21 protein-coding genes are annotated in these 23,660 nt (G+C 37.6%); 14 read left to right on the top strand and 7 right to left on the bottom strand.

What is annotated here, in order from left to right; all coding sequences use genetic code 11:
* The first annotated feature begins 114 nt into the window (after positions 1–114).
* The 4 genes from CEF18_RS24875 to CEF18_RS24860 are packed head-to-tail and all read left to right on the top strand — an operon-like array spanning position 115 to position 3,886.
* Positions 115–1,068, top strand: coding sequence for an ABC transporter permease (locus tag CEF18_RS24875; protein ID WP_110939185.1), 954 nt, complete (start codon positions 115–117; stop codon positions 1,066–1,068).
* Positions 1,058–2,002 carry an iron chelate uptake ABC transporter family permease subunit gene (locus tag CEF18_RS24870; RefSeq protein ID WP_110939184.1) on the top strand — a complete coding sequence of 315 codons (945 nt, stop codon included), beginning with the start codon at positions 1,058–1,060 and terminating at the stop codon, positions 2,000–2,002. The genes CEF18_RS24875 and CEF18_RS24870 overlap by 11 nt, the downstream gene beginning before the upstream one ends.
* The gene (locus CEF18_RS24865) at positions 2,002–2,760 is read left to right on the top strand and encodes an iron ABC transporter ATP-binding protein (RefSeq protein ID WP_110939183.1); all 759 of its coding nucleotides are present in this window, start codon (positions 2,002–2,004) and stop codon (positions 2,758–2,760) included. Before CEF18_RS24870 ends, CEF18_RS24865 begins: the two co-directional genes overlap by 1 nt.
* A gap of 55 nt (positions 2,761–2,815) precedes the next feature.
* Positions 2,816–3,886 (top strand): siderophore ABC transporter substrate-binding protein, encoded by a 1,071-nt coding sequence (locus CEF18_RS24860; protein ID WP_110939182.1) that lies wholly within the window; start codon positions 2,816–2,818, stop codon positions 3,884–3,886.
* 304 nt (positions 3,887–4,190) lie between these two features.
* On the opposite strand, the gene CEF18_RS24855 is transcribed toward CEF18_RS24860, so the two are convergent.
* The 3 genes from CEF18_RS24855 to CEF18_RS24845 form a co-directional block, all read right to left on the bottom strand.
* Positions 4,191–6,548 (bottom strand): FdhF/YdeP family oxidoreductase, encoded by a 2,358-nt coding sequence (locus tag CEF18_RS24855; protein ID WP_110939181.1) that lies wholly within the window; start codon positions 6,546–6,548, stop codon positions 4,191–4,193.
* Between the two features lie 331 nt (positions 6,549–6,879).
* A complete protein-coding gene (locus CEF18_RS24850; RefSeq protein WP_110939180.1) occupies positions 6,880–7,245 on the bottom strand; it encodes a Na-translocating system protein MpsC family protein in 366 nt (121 codons plus the stop codon).
* Positions 7,246–7,301: 56 nt separating this feature from the next.
* Positions 7,302–8,546 (bottom strand): L-lactate MFS transporter, encoded by a 1,245-nt coding sequence (locus CEF18_RS24845; RefSeq protein ID WP_110939179.1) that lies wholly within the window; start codon positions 8,544–8,546, stop codon positions 7,302–7,304.
* A 507-nt stretch (positions 8,547–9,053) separates the two neighbouring features.
* Between CEF18_RS24845 and fdhD the strand changes: the two genes are divergently transcribed.
* From fdhD to CEF18_RS24795, 10 genes are all read left to right on the top strand, one after another.
* Entirely contained in the window at positions 9,054–9,848 is a 795-nt protein-coding gene (gene fdhD / locus CEF18_RS24840; RefSeq protein WP_110939178.1) for a formate dehydrogenase accessory sulfurtransferase FdhD, read from the top strand.
* 408 nt (positions 9,849–10,256) lie between these two features.
* The gene (locus tag CEF18_RS24835; RefSeq protein WP_110939177.1) at positions 10,257–12,194 is read left to right on the top strand and encodes a lasso peptide isopeptide bond-forming cyclase; all 1,938 of its coding nucleotides are present in this window, start codon (positions 10,257–10,259) and stop codon (positions 12,192–12,194) included.
* Between the two features lie 14 nt (positions 12,195–12,208).
* Positions 12,209–12,340, top strand: a complete 132-nt coding sequence (locus CEF18_RS24830; RefSeq protein WP_110939176.1) for a paeninodin family lasso peptide — start codon at positions 12,209–12,211, stop codon at positions 12,338–12,340.
* A gap of 335 nt (positions 12,341–12,675) precedes the next feature.
* Complete coding sequence (locus tag CEF18_RS24825) at positions 12,676–14,619, top strand: asparagine synthase-related protein (protein WP_110939175.1); 1,944 nt, start codon at positions 12,676–12,678, stop codon at positions 14,617–14,619.
* A 25-nt stretch (positions 14,620–14,644) separates the two neighbouring features.
* A complete protein-coding gene (locus CEF18_RS24820; RefSeq protein ID WP_110939174.1) occupies positions 14,645–14,797 on the top strand; it encodes a paeninodin family lasso peptide in 153 nt (50 codons plus the stop codon).
* A gap of 65 nt (positions 14,798–14,862) precedes the next feature.
* Entirely contained in the window at positions 14,863–15,795 is a 933-nt protein-coding gene (locus tag CEF18_RS24815; protein ID WP_110939173.1) for an HPr kinase/phosphorylase, read from the top strand.
* Positions 15,792–16,085 (top strand): lasso peptide biosynthesis PqqD family chaperone, encoded by a 294-nt coding sequence (locus tag CEF18_RS24810; protein WP_110939172.1) that lies wholly within the window; start codon positions 15,792–15,794, stop codon positions 16,083–16,085. The genes CEF18_RS24815 and CEF18_RS24810 overlap by 4 nt, the downstream gene beginning before the upstream one ends.
* Before the next feature lie 31 nt (positions 16,086–16,116).
* Positions 16,117–16,593: a lasso peptide biosynthesis B2 protein gene (locus CEF18_RS24805; RefSeq protein ID WP_110939171.1), complete on the top strand. Its 477-nt coding sequence runs from the start codon at positions 16,117–16,119 to the stop codon at positions 16,591–16,593.
* On the top strand, positions 16,586–17,767 hold the full coding sequence (locus CEF18_RS24800) for a nucleotidyltransferase domain-containing protein (RefSeq protein WP_110939170.1): 1,182 nt from the start codon (positions 16,586–16,588) through the stop codon (positions 17,765–17,767). The genes CEF18_RS24805 and CEF18_RS24800 overlap by 8 nt, the downstream gene beginning before the upstream one ends.
* Positions 17,768–17,779: 12 nt before the next feature.
* Positions 17,780–19,570, top strand: a complete 1,791-nt coding sequence (locus CEF18_RS24795) for an ABC transporter ATP-binding protein (RefSeq protein WP_110939169.1) — start codon at positions 17,780–17,782, stop codon at positions 19,568–19,570.
* Between the two features lie 165 nt (positions 19,571–19,735).
* On the opposite strand, the gene CEF18_RS24790 is transcribed toward CEF18_RS24795, so the two are convergent.
* The 4 genes from CEF18_RS24790 to CEF18_RS24775 all read right to left on the bottom strand — a co-directional run bounded on the left by CEF18_RS24790 (position 19,736) and on the right by CEF18_RS24775 (position 23,596).
* Complete coding sequence (locus tag CEF18_RS24790) at positions 19,736–20,617, bottom strand: PepSY domain-containing protein (protein WP_110939168.1); 882 nt, start codon at positions 20,615–20,617, stop codon at positions 19,736–19,738.
* A 183-nt stretch (positions 20,618–20,800) separates the two neighbouring features.
* On the bottom strand, positions 20,801–21,514 hold the full coding sequence (locus tag CEF18_RS24785) for a PepSY domain-containing protein (protein ID WP_110939167.1): 714 nt from the start codon (positions 21,512–21,514) through the stop codon (positions 20,801–20,803).
* A complete protein-coding gene (locus CEF18_RS24780) occupies positions 21,501–22,880 on the bottom strand; it encodes a sensor histidine kinase (protein WP_110939166.1) in 1,380 nt (459 codons plus the stop codon). The genes CEF18_RS24785 and CEF18_RS24780 overlap by 14 nt, the downstream gene beginning before the upstream one ends.
* On the bottom strand, positions 22,877–23,596 hold the full coding sequence (locus CEF18_RS24775) for a response regulator transcription factor (protein WP_110939165.1): 720 nt from the start codon (positions 23,594–23,596) through the stop codon (positions 22,877–22,879). Before CEF18_RS24775 ends, CEF18_RS24780 begins: the two co-directional genes overlap by 4 nt.
* Positions 23,597–23,660 lie beyond the last annotated feature (64 nt).

Here is a 23,660-nt window from a genome sequence, read left to right as displayed (position 1 = left end):
AATAATATTTAGGCCTTTAATTGATAATGAATCTCATTATCGTTTAGATAATAATTACTCTAATCTAGGATTGGAGGAACAGTCTCTCTTATTAGTCGTCGTTGGAGGAGTTTTATGAAGCTCAAGTATTTGATCTTTCTTTTAATTGTTGTAGCATTTTCGTCTTTATTTATCGGTGTATCTCCACTCTCACCTATGGATCTGTTTTCGATGACGGATCAACAATCACATATATTTTGGACGAGTCGAATTCCTCGTCTCGTTAGTATTATCATAGCAGGAACCGGTATGAGTATTGCCGGATTAATTATGCAACAACTCACCCGAAACAAGTTTGTATCACCAACAACTGCTGGAACAATGGATTCAGCACGCCTTGGTATTCTCGTCTCCATGATGGTTTTTGCCTCGGCAGGTCCAATAACGCGGTTGTTAGTCGCCATGGCGTTTGCAATTGCAGGAACATTCTTATTCATGAAAATTTTAGACAAAGTAAAATTTAAAGACCCAATATTTATTCCGCTTGTGGGACTCATGTTTGGTAATATCATTGGTTCAATTACGACTTTTTTCGCCTATAAATATGATTTAATCCAGAATATGAGTGCATGGCTCCAAGGAAACTTTGCAACTACGATGTCCGGGAACTATGAAACTTTATACATAGCCGTTCCCCTCGTTTTTCTTTCCTATATGTTTGCTAATCGGTTCACGTTAGCAGGGATGGGAGAAGACTTCTCAAAAAACCTTGGTCTTAATTACAGACAGGTCGTTAACCTTGGATTAATTATCGTAGCAATCATTACTTCAACCGTTGTGATTACGGTCGGAATGATTCCATTCCTAGGTTTGGTTGTCCCAAACATCGTTACGATTTTCCGTGGGGACAACATTAGGAAAAACCTTCCTCATACAGCTGCATTAGGAGCTGTGTTCGTATTAATTTGCGATATGCTTGGTAGGATAATTATTTTTCCATATGAAATACCGATTGGATTAACTGTAGGAGTTATTGGCAGTGGCCTTTTCCTCTTTTTACTGTTAAGGAGGAAAAAATATGGCTTATAAAACAAAACTTACTATTTTAGTTGCTGGATCACTCGTATTAATAGCGATTTATATGCTTATTGATTCTGGAGGCAATTGGGAATATATCATTCCAAGAAGGTCCAAAAATTTATTTGCAATTCTGATTACCGGTGCTGCGATTTCTTTTTCAACCATTCTATTCCAAACAATTACAAATAATCGTATTCTTACACCGAGCATTATCGGTCTAGATTCCCTTTACATGTTAATCCAAACGTTTGTTATTTTTACTTTTGGATCCATGAGCATAGCAATGACAAATGCCAATCTCAACTTTATTATTACTGCTGGTGGAATGATTTTGTTCTCCTTTATTTTTTACCAGCTTTTGTTTCGCGGAGAGGGTAACAACATTTACTTCCTGTTATTGATTGGGTTAATTTTAGGAACTTTTTTCTCAAGCTTAACAACTTTTATGCAAGTATTAATTGATCCGAATGAATTTCTGACTATACAGAATAGAATGTTTGCTAGCTTTAACAATGTAAATTCTGATTTACTTCTTCTTTCTACAATTATCTTTATAGCTGTGAGTATCTATTGTATAAGGTATATGAAGTATCTAGACGTCATTTCATTAGGAAAAGATCATGCTGTTAATTTAGGTGTCCCTTTTGATAAAGTTGTGAAACGAATGTTATTAGTCGTCGCCATCCTCATTTCAATTGCGACTGCTTTAGTTGGTCCAATCACTTTCTTGGGATTACTTGTTGCTAACGTCACTTATGAATTTCTGAAAACCTATAAGCACAGCAGAATTATTCCAGCGAGTATCTTCATTAGTATCATTGCACTTATTGGCGGTCAGCTGATCGTTGAACGAATCTTTACATTCAGTACAACGTTAAGTGTTATTGTTAACTTTATCGGTGGAGTCTATTTCCTATACTTATTGTTAAGGGAGCGAAAATAATGGTAGAAGCATTGAAACTTTTTAAAAGCTACAACAACAAAACCGTCATTAAGGATGTCTCGGTAAACATACAAAAAGGGAAAATTACGACATTTATCGGTCCAAACGGGGCTGGAAAAAGTACGCTTTTATCGATGATCAGTCGCCTCATTGTTAAAGATGAAGGGGAAGTATATATCGAGGGCAAAGACATTAGTAAGCAAAAAGATAACGATCTCGCTAAAAAGATTTCGATCCTAAAACAAACCAATCACACGAACCTTCGTCTTACAGTTAGAGACCTCGTTTCGTTTGGTCGCTTCCCTTATTCACAGGGGAATTTGAAAAAAGAGGATTTGCGTCTTATTGATGAGGCCATTGACTACCTGGAGCTTGGCGACATGCAAGAGAAGTATCTTGACGAACTCAGTGGCGGTCAGCGACAACGTGCCTACATCGCGATGGTTGTAGCTCAAGACACTGACTATGTTCTTCTCGATGAACCTTTAAACAATCTAGATATGAAGCATTCCGTTCAAATAATGAAAGTTCTTCGTCGTATGGTTGATGAGTTAGGCAAAACCGTTGTTCTTGTCATCCATGACATTAATTTTGCATCTTGTTATTCCGATTACATTGTTGCTCTTAAAAATGGAGAAATCGTTAAAGAAGGTCATAAATGCGATATCATTCAAAGTGGCACATTAAAGGAGATTTACGACATGGATATTCAAATTCAAAACATTAATAATCAGCAAATCTGTGTTTACTTCTCATAGACGTTTCTGTGTGTGGGAAGTAAACAAACAAATTTTAAAGAGGAGTGTTACCAGCATGAAAAAATCACTATCTATTATTTCTATGTCAATGCTATTGGCTGTCTTTACAGTAGCTTGCGGATCGAATGAGGAGTCAAACGCTGCCGAAAACAATGCAGCAGCAAACGAAGAAAGCACGGAGCAAGAGAATAATGCAAGTGAGAACGAGAACACAGAAGTGGAAAACGCAGCAAATGAAAGCAATGAAAATTCAGGAAACGCAGAAGTGGAAGTGGAAGAAACTCCTGCCGAAATCACTGTAGAGCACGAATTAGGAGAAACTGTTGTACCAACAAACCCAGAGAATGTTGTAGTCTTTGATTACGGTGTTTTAGATACATTACGTGAAATTGGCGTTGATCCTATTGCCGTTCCTCAAGGAAATATCCCTGAATACTTAGGTGAGTTCGAAGGTGAGGAATATGAGAATGCAGGGACTTTGTTCGAGCCTGACTTCGAAACTATTTATGGCTTAGAGCCCGACTTAATTATCATCTCTGGTCGTGCAGCTGAAGCTTTTGATGAACTATCTGAGATCGCACCAACTATCCATGTCGGAGTAGATACTGCTAACTACGTAGAGTCATTTCAAGAGAACTCTCTTCTTCTTGGTGAAATTTTTGGGGAAACAGAGCTAGTCGAGACTAAACTAGCTGAAATTGATGAAGCAATCGCAACGCTTTATGAAACTGCTACAGCAAATGAAATTACTGGTCTGTTTACATTGGCAAATGAAGGTGAATTGAGTGCTTATGGTCTTGGTTCACGTTTCGGTATTATCCATGATGAATTTGGGATACCTGCTGCAGATGAAAACATTGAGGACTCATCTCACGGTCAAAATGTTTCTTTTGAATATGTACTAGAAACAAACCCTGATTATCTTTTTGTAATGGATCGTGGCGCAGCAATTGGTGATGAGGAATTTTCTGCACAAGAAACAATTGAAAATGAACTCATTAAACAAACAACTGCTTATCAAGAAGATAACGTTGTTTACGTAGACCCGAGCTATTGGTATTTAGCTGCTGGTGGTTTAACTTCTGTCGCCGGAATGGTTGAAGATGTGCAAGAAGGATTAGAGTAATAGTAGAGACTGACTCTATCATGTTAACAAAACTTTGAGATACTCTTAAAAGCCATATATAATAAAAGAAACAAGGATGACTTTTAAAGTCATCCTTGTTTCTTTTATTGTCCAATAAGCTTTAACTTTATGATTTTTCTTAAGAGATAAGAATTTATAAAATTGGCAGCTACCTTCACACCGCGCGTAACAAGGGAAACCCACATCCTTTCGAGTAGCACCTACACACACTTCGTAGGTGCTACTCGGGGGCGGTGGAAGCTGACGCTGTATTTAATAAAAGACGGCTATGCCGTTTTTCTTACTAGCTTTGAGTAACTTCTAAATCTTCCACTGGTTTTTCAAGGTATTTTGTGTCTTTGCGTGCATTGAACCGATCAGCCTTTTCAACCTTCACAGCAATATTGTAATCAGGCATACCAGCAAATTTTTCATAGCGGCCTTTCGGCAGGAGAAAGTTTCCTTCAGGAAAGTGAACTCCAAGATTCGATTTTGCAATCTCGACAAACTTAGCCTGACCTTGAAACACGCCGTATTGATTATAAACGACAATCCCTTCTCCTTCTAAAATACTTAGTTCTTTCGCATCTTCTTCATTTATTAGTACGTCATACCTTTCCGCCTGATTAAAAGGATCCGTTTCCCCGTAAACCATCGAGTTAAATTGTTTCCCTCGTCTCGTAGTTACGTAAAAATCTCCGGGTTTTTTATTTAAATCAGGAATCTCAACTGAAATTAAATTACCCTTTCCATCAGGGGTAGGACAGATACCATCTTCACATAGCCACGCTCCGCCCCATTGAAAAACATCTCCTTGTTTTTTCAAGTGTTGGACCCCATCATAGCTTGGATTTGCTTTGGCGATTTCATCACGAATCTCGTAAGCATCCTTAAAGTCTATCAAATGAGCGGTTTCCGGTTTTACACGCTTCGCCAGATCAATATAAATTTTCCATTCAGTACGAGCCTCTTCAATCCTATTTTTGTTCCCTTCTATTTCAGGAGAAAAGTACACCATTCGCTCTGTGGAAGTCGACGTTCCCCCTCCCTCTTGCTCATAACGGGTTTTTGCCGGCAGTACAATAACTGCTTCTTTCGCATCCAAAAGAGTGGACGTATTTAAAATAATGTCTTGATGAACCCTGATATCTAATTCAGATAGTGCTTTTTCAATGAATGCAGGTTCAGGCATCGTTTCTAGGAAGTTACCACCCGACATATAATATAGTTTAATTTTGCGTTCATTTTCTTCTGGAAGAACGATGTTTTCAAGCGTAACACCTACAATATCACCTTGCCATTTAGGTAACTCAAAGCCCCATAGCTTTTCAATACGCTCAATATTATCACCTTTATAGTCTCCACCGGGTAATACAAATGGGTCTGCCCCCATTTCACCACTACCCTGTACAGAGGAGTGGCCACGGAACGGCATTAACCCACTATACTTACGCCCAATAAACCCGCGCAACAGAGCAAGATTCGATACCTGGGAGATGTTATCGGTAGCAAATGAGTGCATTGTTAAACCTAATGCCCAGGCAAAAACAGCATTTTTACTTTTTGCCAATAGCTCCGATAATTCTATGATTCTTTCTTTCGATACTCCTGCTGAGTCCACAATTGAATCCCAGGATTGCTTTTCGACATTTTCTTTAAGTTCATCATAATCATTCACATGCTCTTGAACAAATGGATGGTTAATTGCAGATCCGTGTTCTTTCTCTTCCATGTCAAACCAATGCTTCATAATTCCATGCATAAAAGCAATATCACCACCGATATTTACTTGATAAAAATCATCCGCCACCTTTGTTCCAAATAATGCAGATTCAGGAACAGAAGGAACCCAATATTTATCCATCGATGGTTCTCTGTAAGGATTAATAACAATGATCTTTGTCCCTTTTTTCTTTGCTTCCAGCATGTATTTTGTAGAAACTGGTGAGGAATTAGAAGCCACACTCCCCCAAAACAATAGAACATCAGTCCCGATCCAGTCTTGGTAATTGGATGTAGATGCTCCAACCCCTAATGAACGTTTCATCGCCGTTTTACTAGGTGAGTGACAAATGCGTGAAGCATTGTCGACATTATTTGTACCTAAGAAACGGGAAACTTTCCCGCCCACATAATATGACTCATTCGTAATCCCTCGGGAAGTCATATAAAATGCATACTGTTTTGGATCCAGTGTTTTCATTTTTTCGGCTATTGTATTCATCGCTTCATCCCAAGTAATGCGGGAAAAGTTCTTCTCCCCTGGTTTGCGAATCAGCGGGTATGGAATTCTACCTAACTTTCGAAGCTCTGTGCTTGAATATTTACGCAACTCATCAATATCTTGGTGAAGGATCTCTTCTTTAATTGCAGGCATCGTATTTAACCGAAGAACATTAAACCTCGTTGTACACATGTGCGGCCCTGTTAGCGTTTGGTCATATAAACCAGAGACTCCCAGCGCACATCCATCACATACACCCTTCGTTATAATATTTTTTGCATAATTAATATTATCTTTGTTTTCCCATACTGTTTTAAATGAGTCACGAATATGCGTTGGTTTAATTTTTCCAAGGCCGAATGGAATTGGACTCACCCAATGTTCTGGTGCTGGCATTTTAGATTTTTTCATCGGGCCATTGTGTTTCGTCTTCCCCATCTTTACACCCCTTCGTATTTTAAGAAAAACGGCATAGCCGTCTTTTATTATATACAGCGTGATCTTTAAGGCCACCATCTTTTAGGCATCCAGGGGCGAACTTCCCTTGATGCGTGTGGCTTAAAGATAGCTGTCAACTTATTAAATCTTTTCTTGTTAAAAATATAATTTGACCTTTTGGCTCGGGACTTCACCGTAGGACGAAAGCGATAACTTTTCAAAATAAACACTCATCGATACTGTAATTTTAAAAAAACCACCGCACATTTTAATCAAAAAATGCATCGGTGGTTGAGTCTTAAACAGGAACGCTGCCAAGTGCCAAACCTAACTATTTTAATTTAGTAAACTTTTCTTCCAGGTTACCATCAAAAACAAAGATAGACATTCCTTTATCTTGTTCTATATCAATATCTACGAATAGTTCAACAAAGTTATATCCTAAAAACTCTTCCATTTCAATTGGGCGGTTTTTACGATACATTTCTTTCACCATTTCAGTTCTAGCCGAACGTAGCATTGTTTTCCCATCTTCGGCACTTGCAATAAACTTTTCTATAGGTGACAAATTCCCTTCCATTTCACATATAGCCCAGTTCTTGCAAAAAGTTGTACTGATTTTGCTTGGGCCCTTTCCCATATGTTTTTTCCTGAATGCCCGAACTAAGTTGCTGAATTCTGCTTCATATTTGCCCATGATACTCCAATCTCGATACGTTTATAATAAAAGATTAGTAGTAAGAATATAAAATGTCAACCTGCTAGTGTTTCATTAGCATTTTTTTCTCTTAATTGTTTAATGTCCATGCGAATAATCAGTGATACAACGAGCGCTACAATAAACATTCCACCAAAGATATACAGAGTGGCCGCATAGCTTTCAGTCACTTCTCGAACCCGAGCTGCAACAATTGGTCCGACTAAACCAGCAAGAGCCCAAGCAGTCAGGATATATCCGTGAATGGCCCCTAGTTGCTTTGTGCCAAATAAGTCTCCAATATAAGCCGGTATCGAAGCGAACCCACCTCCATAACAGGTGATGATTAGAAACAAAACTACTTGAAATGCTATAGCGTGTGAGATCGATGGTAGCATAAAAAAAGCGCCAATTTGGAGGACAAAAAATGTTGTATACACATTTGGACGTCCAATGTAATCGGAAATAGAAGCCCATGCCAGACGCCCTGCACCATTGAAGAAGCCCATAATACCAACCATTGTCGCCGCCGCTACTGCTGACAGACCAGCGATTTCCTGTGCCATTGGTGACGCAACAGCTAAAATTGCTATCCCACACGTCACATTAATAAATAACATGGTCCATAAAAACCAGAATCGTTTCGTTTTCACTGCCTCATTTGCAGTTAATTGTGAAAGGTCTGCTTGCGTTTTTTTATTCGCAACAGCAGCCCCTTCCATGTAACCTTCTGGTGGTCTTTCAAGATATAAAGAAGATCCTATCATTATAATAAAATAGCTAATTCCAAGAATATAGAACGTGTTCGAAATTCCAACTGAATTGATTAAAGAAGCCATAATCGGACTTGCAATCATTGCTGCAAAACCAAATCCCATAATTGCTAATCCTGTTGCAAGACCTCGACGGTCAGGAAACCATTTTACAAGCGTCGATACTGGTGTAATATAACCGATACCTAAGCCAATACCTCCTAAGGCCCCGTATGTAAGGTATAATAGCCAAAGCGAACCAATATCTACAGCAAATCCTGCTCCGACAATACCTATTCCAAAAAAGGTAGCTGCAACAAGCCCCGAAATGCGGGGTCCATACTTTTCCACAAAATGTCCCATAAATGCAGCTGAAAGACCCAAAAACGCAATTGCAATACTAAAAGTTAAGGAGATCTCACTTAAACTCCAGCCAAATTGTTCTGCTAAAGGGTTTGTAAATACACTCCATGCATATACGGAACCAATTGAAATGTGAATACCAACTGCTGCAAGAGCAATCAGCCAACGATTCTTTGTTTTCCCCATTACCTTCACTCCTTCTCCTAATTAAAATAAACTGCTATCTACTAATTACAGCTAGAATTATCCACTAGCTTAAGGGATTTCCTCCTTGAAAAGTGTTGCGTGAAGCAATCTCCTTTATCTTTCCAAACAAAAAACCGTTGCTAATACTTTTTAAAATGAATGAGAGCTCCATTTCAAAAAGAACGCAACGGTTAGTTTTAAGCAGGTTCGCTACTTTATGCTAACTGTAATCGTTTTTAGAGTTGTAACATTTAAACCGGACGACAGGTTCGCTGTCTCGCATCTTAAATGTGACAATTCTATGAATTTATCTAAATCATACCTTCTTTTGTAAGCAGTTACAATAGTTAATTTTAATACCATTCATTATTTAGACACATTTGAAAAAGGGGAAATTCATGACACTTGTCTCTTGGAAAATAACTGTTTATAATCATAATCTAATAGCATATATGATACTTTATCTAAGGTAGCTTTTTATTATAGTTTTGAAAAGAGGTGGAACTAATGTCTCAACACGAAGTGTGCCTGAAAAGGCAGATTGTAAAGTATAAAGATGGCGCTTTTCAAACGCTGGAAGATGATATTGTAACAGAATTCCCTTTAACTATTCATGTAAACAATGAAGAATTTGCGACAATGGTGTGCACACCGACTAATTTTGAGGAAATGATTGTTGGTTTTCTGGCATCGGAAGGTGTCCTTCGTTTTAAAGATGATATTCAGACACTTGAAATTGATGAAGACAAGGGGTTCGCATACATAGATCTTTATAATAAAAAAGTTATGAATCAACAATCCTATTCAAAGCGTTTTATTGGCTCCTGTTGTGGCAAGAGCAGACAATTTTATTTCCAAAACGATGCAAAAACAACAAAAACTTCTACGATAAAATCATTTATTACAGCAGAACAATGTATCCAGTTAATGCGTAAAATGCAAGAGGACAGCCTTGTCTTTAAGGGGACAGGCGGAGTTCACAATGCCGCCCTTTGCTCAAATGAGGAATTGATTGTAAGCCGTACAGATATAGGTCGCCATAACGCGCTCGATAAGTTATATGGATATAGCATTTTGAACAATGTTCCGGTAAGAGATAAGGTACTGGTTTTTAGTGGCCGTATTTCCTCTGAAGTTCTTACAAAAGCAGCTAAAATCGGCGTTGGAATCGTTCTATCTAAGTCCGCTCCTACCGACTTAGCCATTAAACTTGCAGAAGACCTAAACATTACCGCGGTTGGTTTTATTCGCGGTAGTTCCTTTAATGTCTATTCCCATCCTGAAAGAATTGTTTTAGAATAATAAAATCTTGCTGGTATTATAGTCTAGAAATAATACCGGTGGGACGCTTATCCTCAGCTGGTAGCAACTTTATTCGCTATCCAATATATCCCCCCACTTCCCCCTCCAATTCTCTCATCCATCATAGTAACAATAAAATAATTGTCGTTTTTCAATGAAATTACGGTTCACGACGTCAACATAAAAAGGATAATCCTATATGATTTGTCCTACGCTCAAAATACAACATATTTGATTATTAAATTTAAGTTGACTTTAATAATCGGGGGTGGTAAATTATTCATAATATGTTCTTTATAACGTACGTCAAGAACTAAAAAAAGTATGTGTTGTTCTTTTACAAGAACCTCATTCACCTGTATAGTAAACCAATTATCATATACATTCCGCGTTAATTAGGAGGTAACAATGAGTGCAATAGCTGGCATTCTTCATACAAATGACGAACCTGTATCACAAGATAATATTGATGCAATAATGGAATCTTTACTCCAGTTTCCAGCAAATGATATTCAAATATGGAAAAAACAAAATATTTTTTTAGGATGTCATGCACAATGGATAACTCCGGAATCAGTAGGAGAACTGCTCCCCTTCTATGATTATGAAAGACAGTTAGCTATAACAGCTGATGCGATTATAGATAATCGTTCTGAGTTATTTAATCTATTACAAGTTGACCGAGAAGACAGAAAAAAAATGACAGATAGTCAATTAATGTTACTCGCTTATGATAAATGGGGTGAGGAGTCCCCTAAATATCTAATTGGTGATTTTGCATTCGTACTGTGGGATGAAAAGAAACAAAAGCTTTTTGGCGCTCGAGATCACGCGGGGTATCGAACTCTTTATTATCATTTCAATCAAAATAAGTTTTCTTTTTGTACAACGATAGAGCCATTATTATCTCTGCCTTACATTCCCAAAAACCTAAATGAAGAATGGCTTGCTGAATATCTCGCAATCTCTGGAAACATTGATACAGTAGACGCAATTACTACTCCTTATGAAAAAATTTATCAAATACCACCAGCTCATAGTTTCTCAATATATTTAGATCAATTAAAGCTTACAAGATATTGTTCCTTGTACCCAGACAAAAAAATAAAATTAAATTCAAACGAAGAATATGTGGAGGCATTCCAAGAAGTCTTCCAAAAAGCAGTTAAGGCAAGATTACGAACACATCATAATGTCGGCTCACAATTAAGTGGTGGATTAGACTCAGGTGCAGTAGTTGGATTTGCAGCAAAAGAAATGCGAAAAGAAAATAAACAATTACATACATTTAGTTATATCCCACCAAGAGACTTTATAGATTTTACACCAAACCATTTATTGGCCGATGAGAGACCATTTATTAAATCAACTGTTCATCAAGTTGGAGGTATTTCAGATCATTATTTAGATTTTGAAGGGGAAAATTCTTATTCAGAAATAGATACCTTTCTAGAAATTAATGAAATGCCTTATAAATTTTTTGAAAACTCTTTTTGGTTGAAGGGAATGTTTGAGGTTGCTGAAGAAAAAGGAGTAGGGATTTTACTTAACGGTGATAGAGGTAATTACACCATTTCATGGGGTTCTGCCTTTAATTATTTCTCTATTCTGATGAAAAAATTAAAATGGGTAAAGCTTTACCAAGAATTAAATAAATATAGCAGGAAAATTGGTGGATCAAGATTACGTAACTTACCCCATATTGCATGCATAGGTTACCCAGTACTAAACCGATTCTCTAATAATATCCCTTGGAAACTGCCAAGAATAATCAATCATAAATTTTCTGAACGCACTGATGTATTCAATAAATTAAAAAAATCTGGTCTTGGCGAAACGGGTTGGTTCACTACAAACGATATTTACAAGGAAAGAAAGAGACTTTTTGAAGACTTTTTTCCGTGGAACACAGGAAATAGTTTTACTTGTAAACTATCTTTACGTCATTCGTTATGGAAACGTGATCCTACAAATGATTTAAGAGTAATACGGTTTTGTTTATCAATTCCAGATGATCAATATGTTCAACAAGGATTGGACCGGGCTTTAATTAGAAGAGCAACAAAAGACATATTACCCGACAAAGTTAGATTGAATCAGCGAATCCATGGGGTACAAGGTGCTGACTGGGTTCACCGCATGAAACCGTATTGGGGTTCATTTGTTAGTGAAGTGGACGCTCTAACAAAAGACGATAGAATGTTGGCGTTTCTTGATAGAGACATTTTGAACACTGCTCTAGAAAAGGTTAAAAAAGGTCCTAGAGTAGAATATGCAACTGATACAGATTATAAAATTTTAATGCGAAGCATAATTATAAGCCGGTTTGTTAAAAATTTCAACTGAGAGGGGGTGAGATTATGAAGAAGCAATGGCAAAAGCCCGAAATAGACATTCTTGATGTTAACAAAACTATGTTACAAGGTGATGGTAATTTTACTGATAATGATTTTCCGGACCAAACACCAAAGGATCAATTGACATTTAGTTAATCGTATTACAATTGATGGTAGTTAGTAATCTTCTACAATACTTATTTTGTTTTATTCTATTTAGCACATTTCATTTAATTACTAACTGAAGCCTCTATATTTTATCAATTTTAGGGGCTTCCCTTTTATAATTCAAGATTTACCTATTTAACTAGTTGACAACACAAAAAAACTGTAAAACCATCACAATTTGTTCCATATAACGAATTACTTTTCGCAATTATAATTAATAAGACATTATTTATGAAAGTAATCTCTTCTGCTCGTTATTATGGATAACTTAAATGAATTAAATTTTTTTTTCAGTTATAATCACTTTTGATCTGGAGGAAATCATGAGCGCAATTACTGGTCTTATCCACTTTAACAGAGAGCCGATAAATAGTGAATATATTAGAAGCTTAATGGACTCCTTTAAGCAATTCCCTGCTGATGCTATTGATATATGGAAAAAAGATACTGTTTTTCTAGGATGTCATGCACAATGGATCACTCCGGAATCAGTTGGTGAGGTTGTCCCTTATTATGACTCCGAAAGACAATTAGTGATAGCTGCCGATGCGATTATTGATAATCGTAGAGAATTATTTAACACGTTACAAGTAGATCAAGCCCAAAGAAAAATCATGCCTGATAGTCAGTTAATATTATTAGCCTATGCAAAATGGCAAGAAGAGACTCCGAAACACTTAATCGGTGATTTTGCTTTCATGATATGGGATGAGAGAAAACAGCAACTTTTTGGAGCAAGAGATTTTTCAGGGTCTCGAACGCTTTATTATTTCAATGAGAACAATCATTTTGCGTTTTCTACCACAATAAAATCACTCTTTTCATTACCATATATAACAAAAAAGCTGAATGAAGATTGGTTAGCCCAATTTATAGTTATACCAACAATGGTCGAAGCCGCAGACATGAAAGCAACAGTATACAAAGACATTCAACAAATACCTCCTTCTCATAGCATCACTGTACTGAATGGAAGAATCACTCTTTCAAGATATTGCATGATTAATGTGGATAAGAAGTTGAAATTAAATTCAGATGAAGAGTACGAAGAAGCCTTTAGGGACATTTTCGGGAGAGCAGTGAGTGACCGTATTAGAACACATGGTGAAGTAGGCTCTCATTTAAGCGGTGGATTAGATTCTGGAACGGTTGTAAGTTTTGCAGCAAATCTATTAAAGAAAGATCATAAACAACTACATACGTATAGCTACATCCCAGAAAAAGATTTCCAAGACTGGACCCCTTCTTATTATCAAGCCGATGAATCACCCTTTATCAAAGAAACGGTCGCACACGTAGGGAATATCAATGACCATTACATGAGTTTTCCTGGCAAAAGTCCGTATACAGAAGTAGATGACTTTCTAGAATTGATGGAAATGCCTTATAAGTTTTTTGAGAACACCTTCTGGCTCAAAGGAATTAATGAAGAAGCACAGTCCAAAGGGATTAAGATCATGCTTAATGGTGCAAGAGGAAATCATTCGATCTCTTGGGGATCATTAAATTTAACATACTGCTACTACACAACCCTCATGAATAAACTTAAATGGATCAGTCTATATCGGGAACTAGGAGTTTACTGTCAGAACTTTAATACCGGAAAAAAAGTTGTTGTACCCTTTATTGCAAAAAAAGCATTTCCTAAGATCTCACAATGGGGAAAAAGAAAACAAGATAGTCCATTCACTTCAATGATTAATGGTGAATTTGCTAGAAAAACAAATGTATATGAAGAACTTCTAGGTAATGGAATGAATATAAACGACTCTGTGACAAATCTAACAGACTACCGAAAAAAATATTATCAGCAACTCTACCCATGGAACAAAAGTGGGGTTGTTAATACGAAAATGAGTCTTCGCTACGGAGTATGGGATCGAGATCCAACAAATGATTTAAGAGTTATACAATTTTGTTTAGCTTTACCAGATGAACAGTATGTCCAAGATGGATTGGAACGTTCCTTTTTACGCCGTGTTACTAAAAATGCATTGCCAGACAAAGTAAGGCTAAATCAAATAAGTAGAGGTTTTCAAGGAGGAGATATCATTCATCGAATGGCAAGCAACTGGTCTTCTTTTACGGAAGAAATTGCACAGATGTTTATGGATGATAGGATAGCTGAACTAATTAATATAGACGCCTTCAAAGATATTATAAAGAAGCTATCTAACCAACCTCATCCTGAACTGATCATCGATCATGACTTTAAAAAATTAACACATTACTTAATTCTTTACCGTTTTATTAAGAGTACACCATGACTTGGGATGGAGAGGGGGTGAACAGATGAAAAAGACATGGTCTGCACCAGTGCTAGATGTTCTTGATATAAGTATGACAATGAATGGTCCAGGTAATGCGAATGCTGATTGTTTTGATGTTTCAGATGGAAAAAGTGAGACTCACGATGGACGGTCTAATGCTAGCTGTTTAAGTTAACGGCTCCCAATACCCTTATACTTATTAAAGTATAAGGGTTAATTAACCAGAAAGGATCAAAACAGATGATTGAAACAACTGAAAAGATTATATATAAAGCATTCAGATTAACTATCTCAAGTGAATACGATTTACCCGAATTACTTAAAGAAACATCCAATTATATTGATACAGACGTAGTGATAAAAAAAGGCGATCTTACTGCACAGTGGGCTGAACTAGCAGAACCAAACCAAACTTTTGTCATCAAGGCAAATCTCATCATGTTCCACATGCCAAATGTAGCTATTTTTTCTATTACAAATGGTCGTAACATTGTCGTATCGCCTCTAGACCAAGCAAGTGACGACCATATCCGCCTCTACCTCTTAGGTACCTGCATGGGCGCAATCTTAATGCAACGAAAAATCTTACCGTTACATGGCAGTGCCATAGCAATTGACGGGAAGGCATACGCCATTGTTGGAGACTCTGGCGCCGGTAAATCTACCACTGCATCTGCTCTGTTAAAACTGGGCTATGAACTTATTAGTGATGATGTCATCCCTGTTACCTTAACGCCGGATAATGTTCCAATGGTAACACCGGCCTATCCTCAGCAAAAGCTATGGCAGGAAAGCCTTGATGAGTTTGGAATGGATTCAGGAAACTTGCGCCCCATTGTTGATAGAGAAACAAAGTTTGCTATTCCTGTGCTCTCTCAGTTTACAACTGAATCGTTACCACTTGCAGGTATATTCGAATTAGTTAAAACTGAAGGCGAAGAATTAGACATTCAACCTATTAAAAACCTGGAACGATTCCATACACTGTTTTATCATACGTATCGTAACTTCTTCCTCAAACCTTCTGGATTAATGGAATGGCATTTCGCTACTTGTGCGGCTATGGTCAATAAGTTGGAACTTTTCCAAATCCAACGCCCAACATCTCGTTTTACCGCTAATGAAATATCTGCTCTAGTACTTTCAAAAATTAAAAAGGAGATACGCATATGATTACAAATAAAAATTTTCTGACTGGTCATTTCATCAGTCAAAAACCTGGAAACATCGTCAGTGATATGGATGGCGAAAAGGTCATGTTAAGTATTAATAACGGAAAATACTATAACTTAGGAGATATTGGCGGAGAGATTTGGAAACTCATCGAGAAACCAATAGCAATAGATAGTCTAGTAAACACGCTGATGTCCACCTATGACGTTGATAAAAATCAATGTGAAGAACATGTCCTATCATTTTTAGAAATGCTCTATAAAGAAGATCTGATTCAGACGAAAGAATAATAGATCAATAATCGATGAAAGGACAGCTGTGATGGTTAAAAAAATCAGGTTATTCTTGAGTTTCGACTCGAAAATGAAACGATTACTAATAGAAGCATTTATATATTTAGGCTGGGCCCGAATTCTTAAAAAAATGCCTTTTTCTAAAATTGCGCCTTCCTTAGGAGAGCATATGCAGGAAACGACGTATTCCTCTAATAGTAATAATAAGGAAACACTTTCCAGAGTATCTCAAGCAATTCATTTGATGAGCCGGTACACAATTTGGGAAAGTCAATGTCTTGTAAAAGCTATTGCAGCGATGAAAATGTTAGAAAAACGTGAAATTGAAAGTACGTTATACCTCGGTACCGGAAAAGATGAAAGTGGAGCTTTCGCAGCACATGCTTGGTTACGCAGCGGACCTTATTATATTTCTGGCTCGGAAGGTATGGAAAAATTTACGGTTGTTAGTATATTTGCAAATAAAACCTCTTTGAAACATTCTGAAGGAGAAAACTATGGATAATCAAATTGTTCTTAATTTAGAACAGGTACCAAAGGAGTTATCACTTATTCTTGAACTAATAAAAGATCAACAGGACGAATCCCATCAAATTTATCATGAACTTTTTAAAGATATTAATTGGGAGTTGTTTATTGACCTATCCCTACATCACCGTCTATACCCTATCCTTTACAAGAAAGCAAAGCAGTGTAATGATGTTATACCAGTAAACGTTACGAAAACTTTATATCAATATTATCAAAGAAATACGTTCCAAATGCTCCATTTAACACGAGAAATGGAGACTGTCAGTCAATTGTTAGACGAGAATCAAATACGTGTTCTTTTCCTGAAAGGTCCTCATTTGGCTTATGAATTGTATGGAGATCTGTCACTAAGAACTTCCAGTGACTTAGATTTTCTCATTCCTATTGAAGCGCTTGAAACTGTCGGCAATCTTCTGAGTGAACTTGGCTATGCTAAGGATGACTATATTCAAACCGTTCTTAATGACTGGCGATGGAGACACCACCACGTCACTTATATCCATCCTGAAAAAGGGTTAAAGTTGGAAGTTCACTGGCGGTTACATCCTGGACCAGGGATAGAACCTAGTTTTAACGACTTATGGGACAGAAAAAGTATCACCTCTATCACAAGTTCCCCTGTATATTATCTGGGGAAAGAAGACTTATTTGTATTTCTCGTATCCCACGGAAGCCGTCACGGTTGGTCAAGATTGCGGTGGTTAGTAGATATTAATCAACTATTAAAACTAGATGTAAATTGGGAAATCGTCTGTAAACTTTTCAAAAAAGGGAAAAGTCTTTCTGTTGGTGGACAATCGATTGTCTTAGCAACCTACCTTATAAATTCACACATCCATGAAACTCTAAATCCATTATTAAAAGGGAAACAGCCAATGAGATTAGCGCAGGATGCTGTCTTTTATTTAGAAAACATGGTGAATCTTCATACAACACCTGTTCCAGAAAAGACAGCACGTTATCATAGCCGTCATTTATTTTCGTTAATGTCATTATCCCAAAAGCTTCTATTTATTTTAAGCTTTTTATATCCCTACCCAGAAGATGCAAAAACGCTGCCGTTGCCAAAAAAACTTCATTTTCTTTACTTTCCGTTACGGCCATTTCTTTGGGGGTGGAGGAAAACGAGGAAACATGCAATATCCTAGGAGGAAAGTGAAATGTTAAAACCTGTTTTCTATTTCGTAAAACAAATACATGCCTATGCCGGTACTATTCTCTATTTCAATCTCCTGGCAATGATTTTAATTAGTTTACTTGACGGTGTTGGCATCCTGCTTTTAATACCAATGATCAGCATGACTGGCATCGTAGACATCGACGCAGGAAATACTCCTGTCGCTGGCATTTTTGAGTTCTTACAAGGGATTCCTGTAACGACAGGTTTGCCAATAATTTTAGCTATTTTTGTATTCATTAGTATTGCGCAAAATGTGCTTCAAAGGAACATTACGATTCGTGAAGCAAAGATACAACACGGTTTTTTTCGAGATATGCGTGTGAAAACGTATGACTCTCTGCTCCATGCCAACTGGCGTTTCTTCGTTAAAAACAGAAAGACTGATCTTATCAATATATTAACAGCCGAACTAGCCCGCGCAAGTGCAGGAACCCATGCTTTTTTACAGTTTTTTGCTTCTCTTATTTTCACTATCATTCAAATAGGAATTGCCTTTTGGCTTACTCCCTCGATCACTGCTTTTGTTTTATCGTGCGGGTTAATTTTGATCTTTTTTAATCGAACATTCCTTAAAAGATCCCTTGCTCTCGGGCAAAGAAATTACGAGTTAGGAAGAAATTATCTCGGTGGGATCACAGACCAAATAAATGGAATCAAAGACATAAAAAGTAACACTTTAGAAGATTCGCGAATGAACTGGTACCGCTCCATAACAAAACGAATGGAGCATGAGCAGGTAGAATATACAAAGTTAAAAACTAAGTCTCAATTGATTTACAAGGTTGCTTCCGCTTTACTAATCGCCACATTTATTTTTATATCCGTAAATTTGTTTCAAGCTCAAGGAGCGCAACTTTTATTAATTACGGTTATCTTTTCCCGACTTTGGCCCCGGGTAGCTGGAATTCAATCATCTTTGGAGCAAATTGCCTCCATGCTTCCGGCATTTAAAGAAGTGATTGCCATTCAGGAAGAATGTAAATCTGCAGTAGAATTTGAAAATGCTGACCATGAGATTAGACCGCTTCAAGTGGATAAAAGCATTGTGTGCAAAAATATTTTTTTCCGTTATAATGAATCGGAATATGCACTAAAAAACATCAATGTCACCATTCCAGCCAATCAGATGACTGCAGTTGTCGGCCGCTCCGGGGCAGGAAAAAGCACATTGATCGATATCGTAATGGGGTTGAATAAACCTGAAAAAGGAGAGTTATTGATAGATGGGATTCCTCTTTCAAAAGACAACCTTATCTCTTTACGGCGTGCCATTAGTTACGTCCCACAAGATCCGTTTCTTTTTAACGAAAGTATCCGTGAGAACTTGCAGCTAGTGAAAACAGATGCTACAGAAGATGAAATGTGGGAAGCGCTTGAATTCTCATCAGCAGCTGACTTTGTAAGCAAGCTGCCGGAAGGCCTTGATACCCTTATCGGAGACCGCGGTATAAAACTGTCAGGTGGAGAGCGACAACGCGTTGTTTTGGCCCGTGCTATCTTACGAAAACCTTCCATTCTCGTTTTAGACGAAGCAACAAGTGCCCTCGATACCGAAAATGAAGCACGGATAAAAGAAGCACTCGATCATTTAAAAGGCAAAATGACAATTATCGTAATTGCGCACAGGCTGTCGACAATTCGCAATGCAGACCAAGTCATTGTTTTAGACGATGGGTTCGTGATTCAAAACGGTGAATTCGAACAGCTAGCGCAGGAAAAAAAGAGTGTATTTAATTCTTTACTACAGAAACAAATGGAAGCTACGTTATGATAAATAACAATAAGGAGCACACGATGTCTAGTTGTGTGCTCCTTATTGTTTCATTTTAGCTTGTCAGAAACTTTGATTTCTTAGAAAAAAGCTTTAAATAGTAGTCGAGAACTTTGACTTCAACCCCGTGCCCTATCATTTAAGCTCGGATTTCCGTCACAACTACTAATCCACGTAAACAACTTCACCCGTATACGCATCAATATAGACCTCGACATCATCATCATTATGCTCAACTTCCACTTCAAAAAGCAGCAATCCATCTTCATTGTCTAGCTCAATGTCATCCACTTTGCCATTCCCAACATGAGCTAATGCGATTTCCTTTGCTTCCTCACTGGAAATTTGCTCACCCTTACTATCTTTCGAAGCATTATCATTTGATTCACTGGAGTTTTTTTGCTCATTTGAGGCTGAATTCCCCTCCAACAACTTCTCTAGATCATCTTCTATTTTTAAAACTTCACCCGTTTCCGCATCAATGTGCACATCACCGTCTTCATCATTTACTTCCACTTCTATTTCATATACGTAACGCGAGTTTTTCATTTCCAGATCAACATCATCTATGTTTCCGCCTGGAGCTAATTCACTCACAATTTTTTTCGCTTCTTCCAAGGAAATACTTACTTCATCAGCTACTGGAGTGTTTAATAAATCATCGTCCGTCTCTCGTATCTCACCTGTATAGGCATCGACTTTGATATCATAATCGTCACCTTCAAAATCGATTTCTACTTCATATACTTGAACACCATCATCTGTGTCTAATTCTACCTCATCAAGTTTTCCATCGATCGTATTTTGCGCGATCTTCACCGCTTCTTCTTCAGTGATTTTATCACTGCTAGAATCTTTACTCACATTGGTATTATTCTCCGTTACTGATTGTGTTTTATCTTCCTCCGCGCCTACTGTATCCACCACCGCTGTATTCGATTGAAGCTCCGCCTGCTCAACATTTGAATTCGTGGTTGCCATTCCCAATGCTGTTGTACCTCCTAAAGCAAAGATCGTCGTTAAAATAATCGTAAGTTTCTTCATCATTTATTCCTCCTCTTAAGGTTATATCTTTATTGTAGAGAAGGATTATGATAAGAACCTTAGAGAAAAATGAGAATTCGATGAGAGTGATATGGAACTGCAGAGAGTCTTTTATTTTTATTTTAGATGCTTTATTATCGCGGTTGGTGGTTTGGAAGAATTACGAATCTCTGTTCATCACCTTATTCAATTATCCAACACTACAGATATTACTTCTCCTGAATATGCATCAATGATGATATCTGCATCTACTCCTGTTTCATCACTTTCGACTTCTATTTCATAAACAAGTCGCCCGTCTTGTTGTTCTAAAGTAATATCATCAATGACGCCGGAGTGCTCATTTAAGGCAATTTCACTAGCCTGTTGCTGAGTTAATTGCTCTACTTGATCTTCGGTATAAGTGAGAACTTCCTTTGAAGTTGCATCTATTTCAAACGTTCCTCTGTTTCCGGAATGATTTACCGCCACACTATAGAACATGGAACCACTTCCACCTTCATTCAATTGGATATCCAGAATCTCCGCTTCATCGGTTAGCCGAGCCTCAACAATCTCAGTGATTTCTTCTTTGGTTAATTCGACATCCACTTGTTTTTCTTGGAACTCTGTCTCTGCTGAAATTTTCTCTAAGGATAGAACCTCTCCTTTGTGAGCATCCACTTCAATCAAATACGCTCCTTGTGCAGAGTGCAATTCAGCATCATAAGATAAACCTGTGCTTTCCTCGTTCACTTCCAACGACAAGACACTCCCATTGTAACGTCCTTCCAACATTGTTTTAATATCAGCTTCTGACATCATTTCCTCTGATGTCAAGGCCGAGTATGTGAAGTATCCAATACCAATCAAAAGAAGAATCCCAAAGAGGAGGAAAAATAGGCTTTTATTTCTCATCATCTACCTCCTCCTCGGTTAGAACCGGAAATACGATCCTGAAAGTTGACCCTTTTCCTTCTTCACTTTCAACGGTGATCGTGCCACGATGACTAGCTACAATTTTCTTCGCGATCGCAAGACCTAGACCACTGCCACCCGTTTTTCTATTACGATCTTTATTCACCCGATAAAACCTGTCAAATACATGAGGGATATCCACTTCTGCAATTCCTACTCCGAAGTCTTTTACAGTTAACTCAAAGTTCTCGCTGCGCTTCAGAATCATAACTTCCAGTTTTTCTTCACTGTATTTCAACCCATTTTCAAGCAATATAAACGCGAGTTGTTTTAATTGCATCTCGTTCCCAAGAATCAAAAAGTGAGAATGACCATCTGTTTGAATGGTAATCGTCCTGTGATACGTCGTCTCCATTTGCCTAGCTGTTTCAAACATAGTTTTCGCCAAATTCACTTGCTGCAATTCCATAGTAACTGCTTCATCCTGTGAAGCCAAAACAAGCATTTGGTTTGTCATTTCTTTGATTCGCTTTGACTCGGATGAAATCGCACTCACTGCTTCATCTAATACCTCTGGCTTGTCTTTCCCCCATCTTTTCAATAGCTGGGCGTAACTGTCAATTACAGTAAGAGGGGTTTTTAACTCATGAGAGGCGTCAGAGACAAATTGCTGTTGTTTCTCATAGTTTTCCTTTAACAAATCAATCATGTGATTAAACGTTCGTCCCATCTCAGTGAGTTCATCTTTTGCTTTTTCGTTAATATCAATCTTTTTAAACGTACCTTCTTCCCGGATTTGGTTCATTGTTTTTACCAGAGCCTGTATTGGGATTAATATAAAGTTACTTAACGATCGGCCGGCAAAATAACTAGGGACGATAATAAAGAGCGAAGCAATGATTAATATAACGCGTAAAATCCCCAGTGTCTCTTCGTATAATGTAAGGGGCTCATACATTTCAAGACTAACCACTTCCCCATCCGACCAAATCATTGGAACTCTTGCCACCGCAAATGATCCCATATTTGTTTCCAGTTTCGCTGTCATTTCTTCTGCAGTGTACTGTCCGTCCAATTGATTTAATAATTGATTTCTTGCAGTTACGGAAACGGTGATACTCGATGATTCATCAATAACCCGTATCATTCCTTCTCCTGATACAGATGCCCTTAAGTATTCTCTTGGTTGCCAATTATCTGTACTAGGTTCTAATGCTTCCACTAAGGATCTAGCCTGATTTTGTGTACGTGCAAGCTCTGCATTCATGGTGTAGTATCCGAATAAAAAGTAAATACTTGTATTCACTAAAATCAAAATAATAAAAAGCATTACAGTAGAAATCAGTGTAATGCGTTGTGAAATTTTCATGATTCTTTCTCCTTCATCACATAACCAACTCCACGTACAGTCTGAATAATTTCCGTCCTAAACCCTCGATCCATTTTATTTCTTAAATAACGAATATAAACGTCTACCACATTCGTATCTCCAAAGTAATCAAACCCCCATACTTGCTCAAGTATTTGGTCTCTTGAGAGAACCTGATGGTTATTTTTCATTAAATAGACTAGTAAGTCGAATTCTCTTGGCGTGAGTTCAATATGTTTATTCGACCGGGTGATTTCCCTGGTTCCAAGGTTAACTTTTAAATCCGAATATTGTAAAAGGTTCTCCTCTATCGACTGATCAGCTTGAGTTGAAGCAACTTTGTTATTCCGACGAATCAACACTCGCATTCTAGCAAGTAATTCTTCGATTTCAAATGGTTTCGTTACGTAATCATCGGCTCCTTGATCTAGTCCGGTAACTTTATCAACGATCGCATCTCTTGCCGTCAACATGATTACGGGAACTGAAATTTCTTCTTTTCGAAGTCTCCGCAATATTTCGATTCCACTCAGCCCAGGCAACATGATATCTAACAAGACAAGATCCCAGGCATCAGGTGTCGCTATTAATAACTGCCAAGCTTCAAGCCCATCATTAACGACCGTTGTCTGGTAGCCTTCATACTCCAATTCCAGCTTGATCACTCTGGCTATTTTCTCTTCATCCTCTACGATAAGAATTTTTACCTTTTCCATCCGAATCACCCCGCTTCTACCGAATTGAATTGATTCCATTATAGTCTTTGGTTTCAAAAAGCGC

The organism is Salipaludibacillus neizhouensis (genome assembly GCF_002886185.1).
Lineage (GTDB): Bacteria > Bacillota > Bacilli > Bacillales > Salisediminibacteriaceae > Salipaludibacillus > Salipaludibacillus neizhouensis.
The sequence above is the reverse complement of the archived record's forward strand: the minus strand, read 5'-3'. Positions and strand labels throughout refer to the sequence as shown.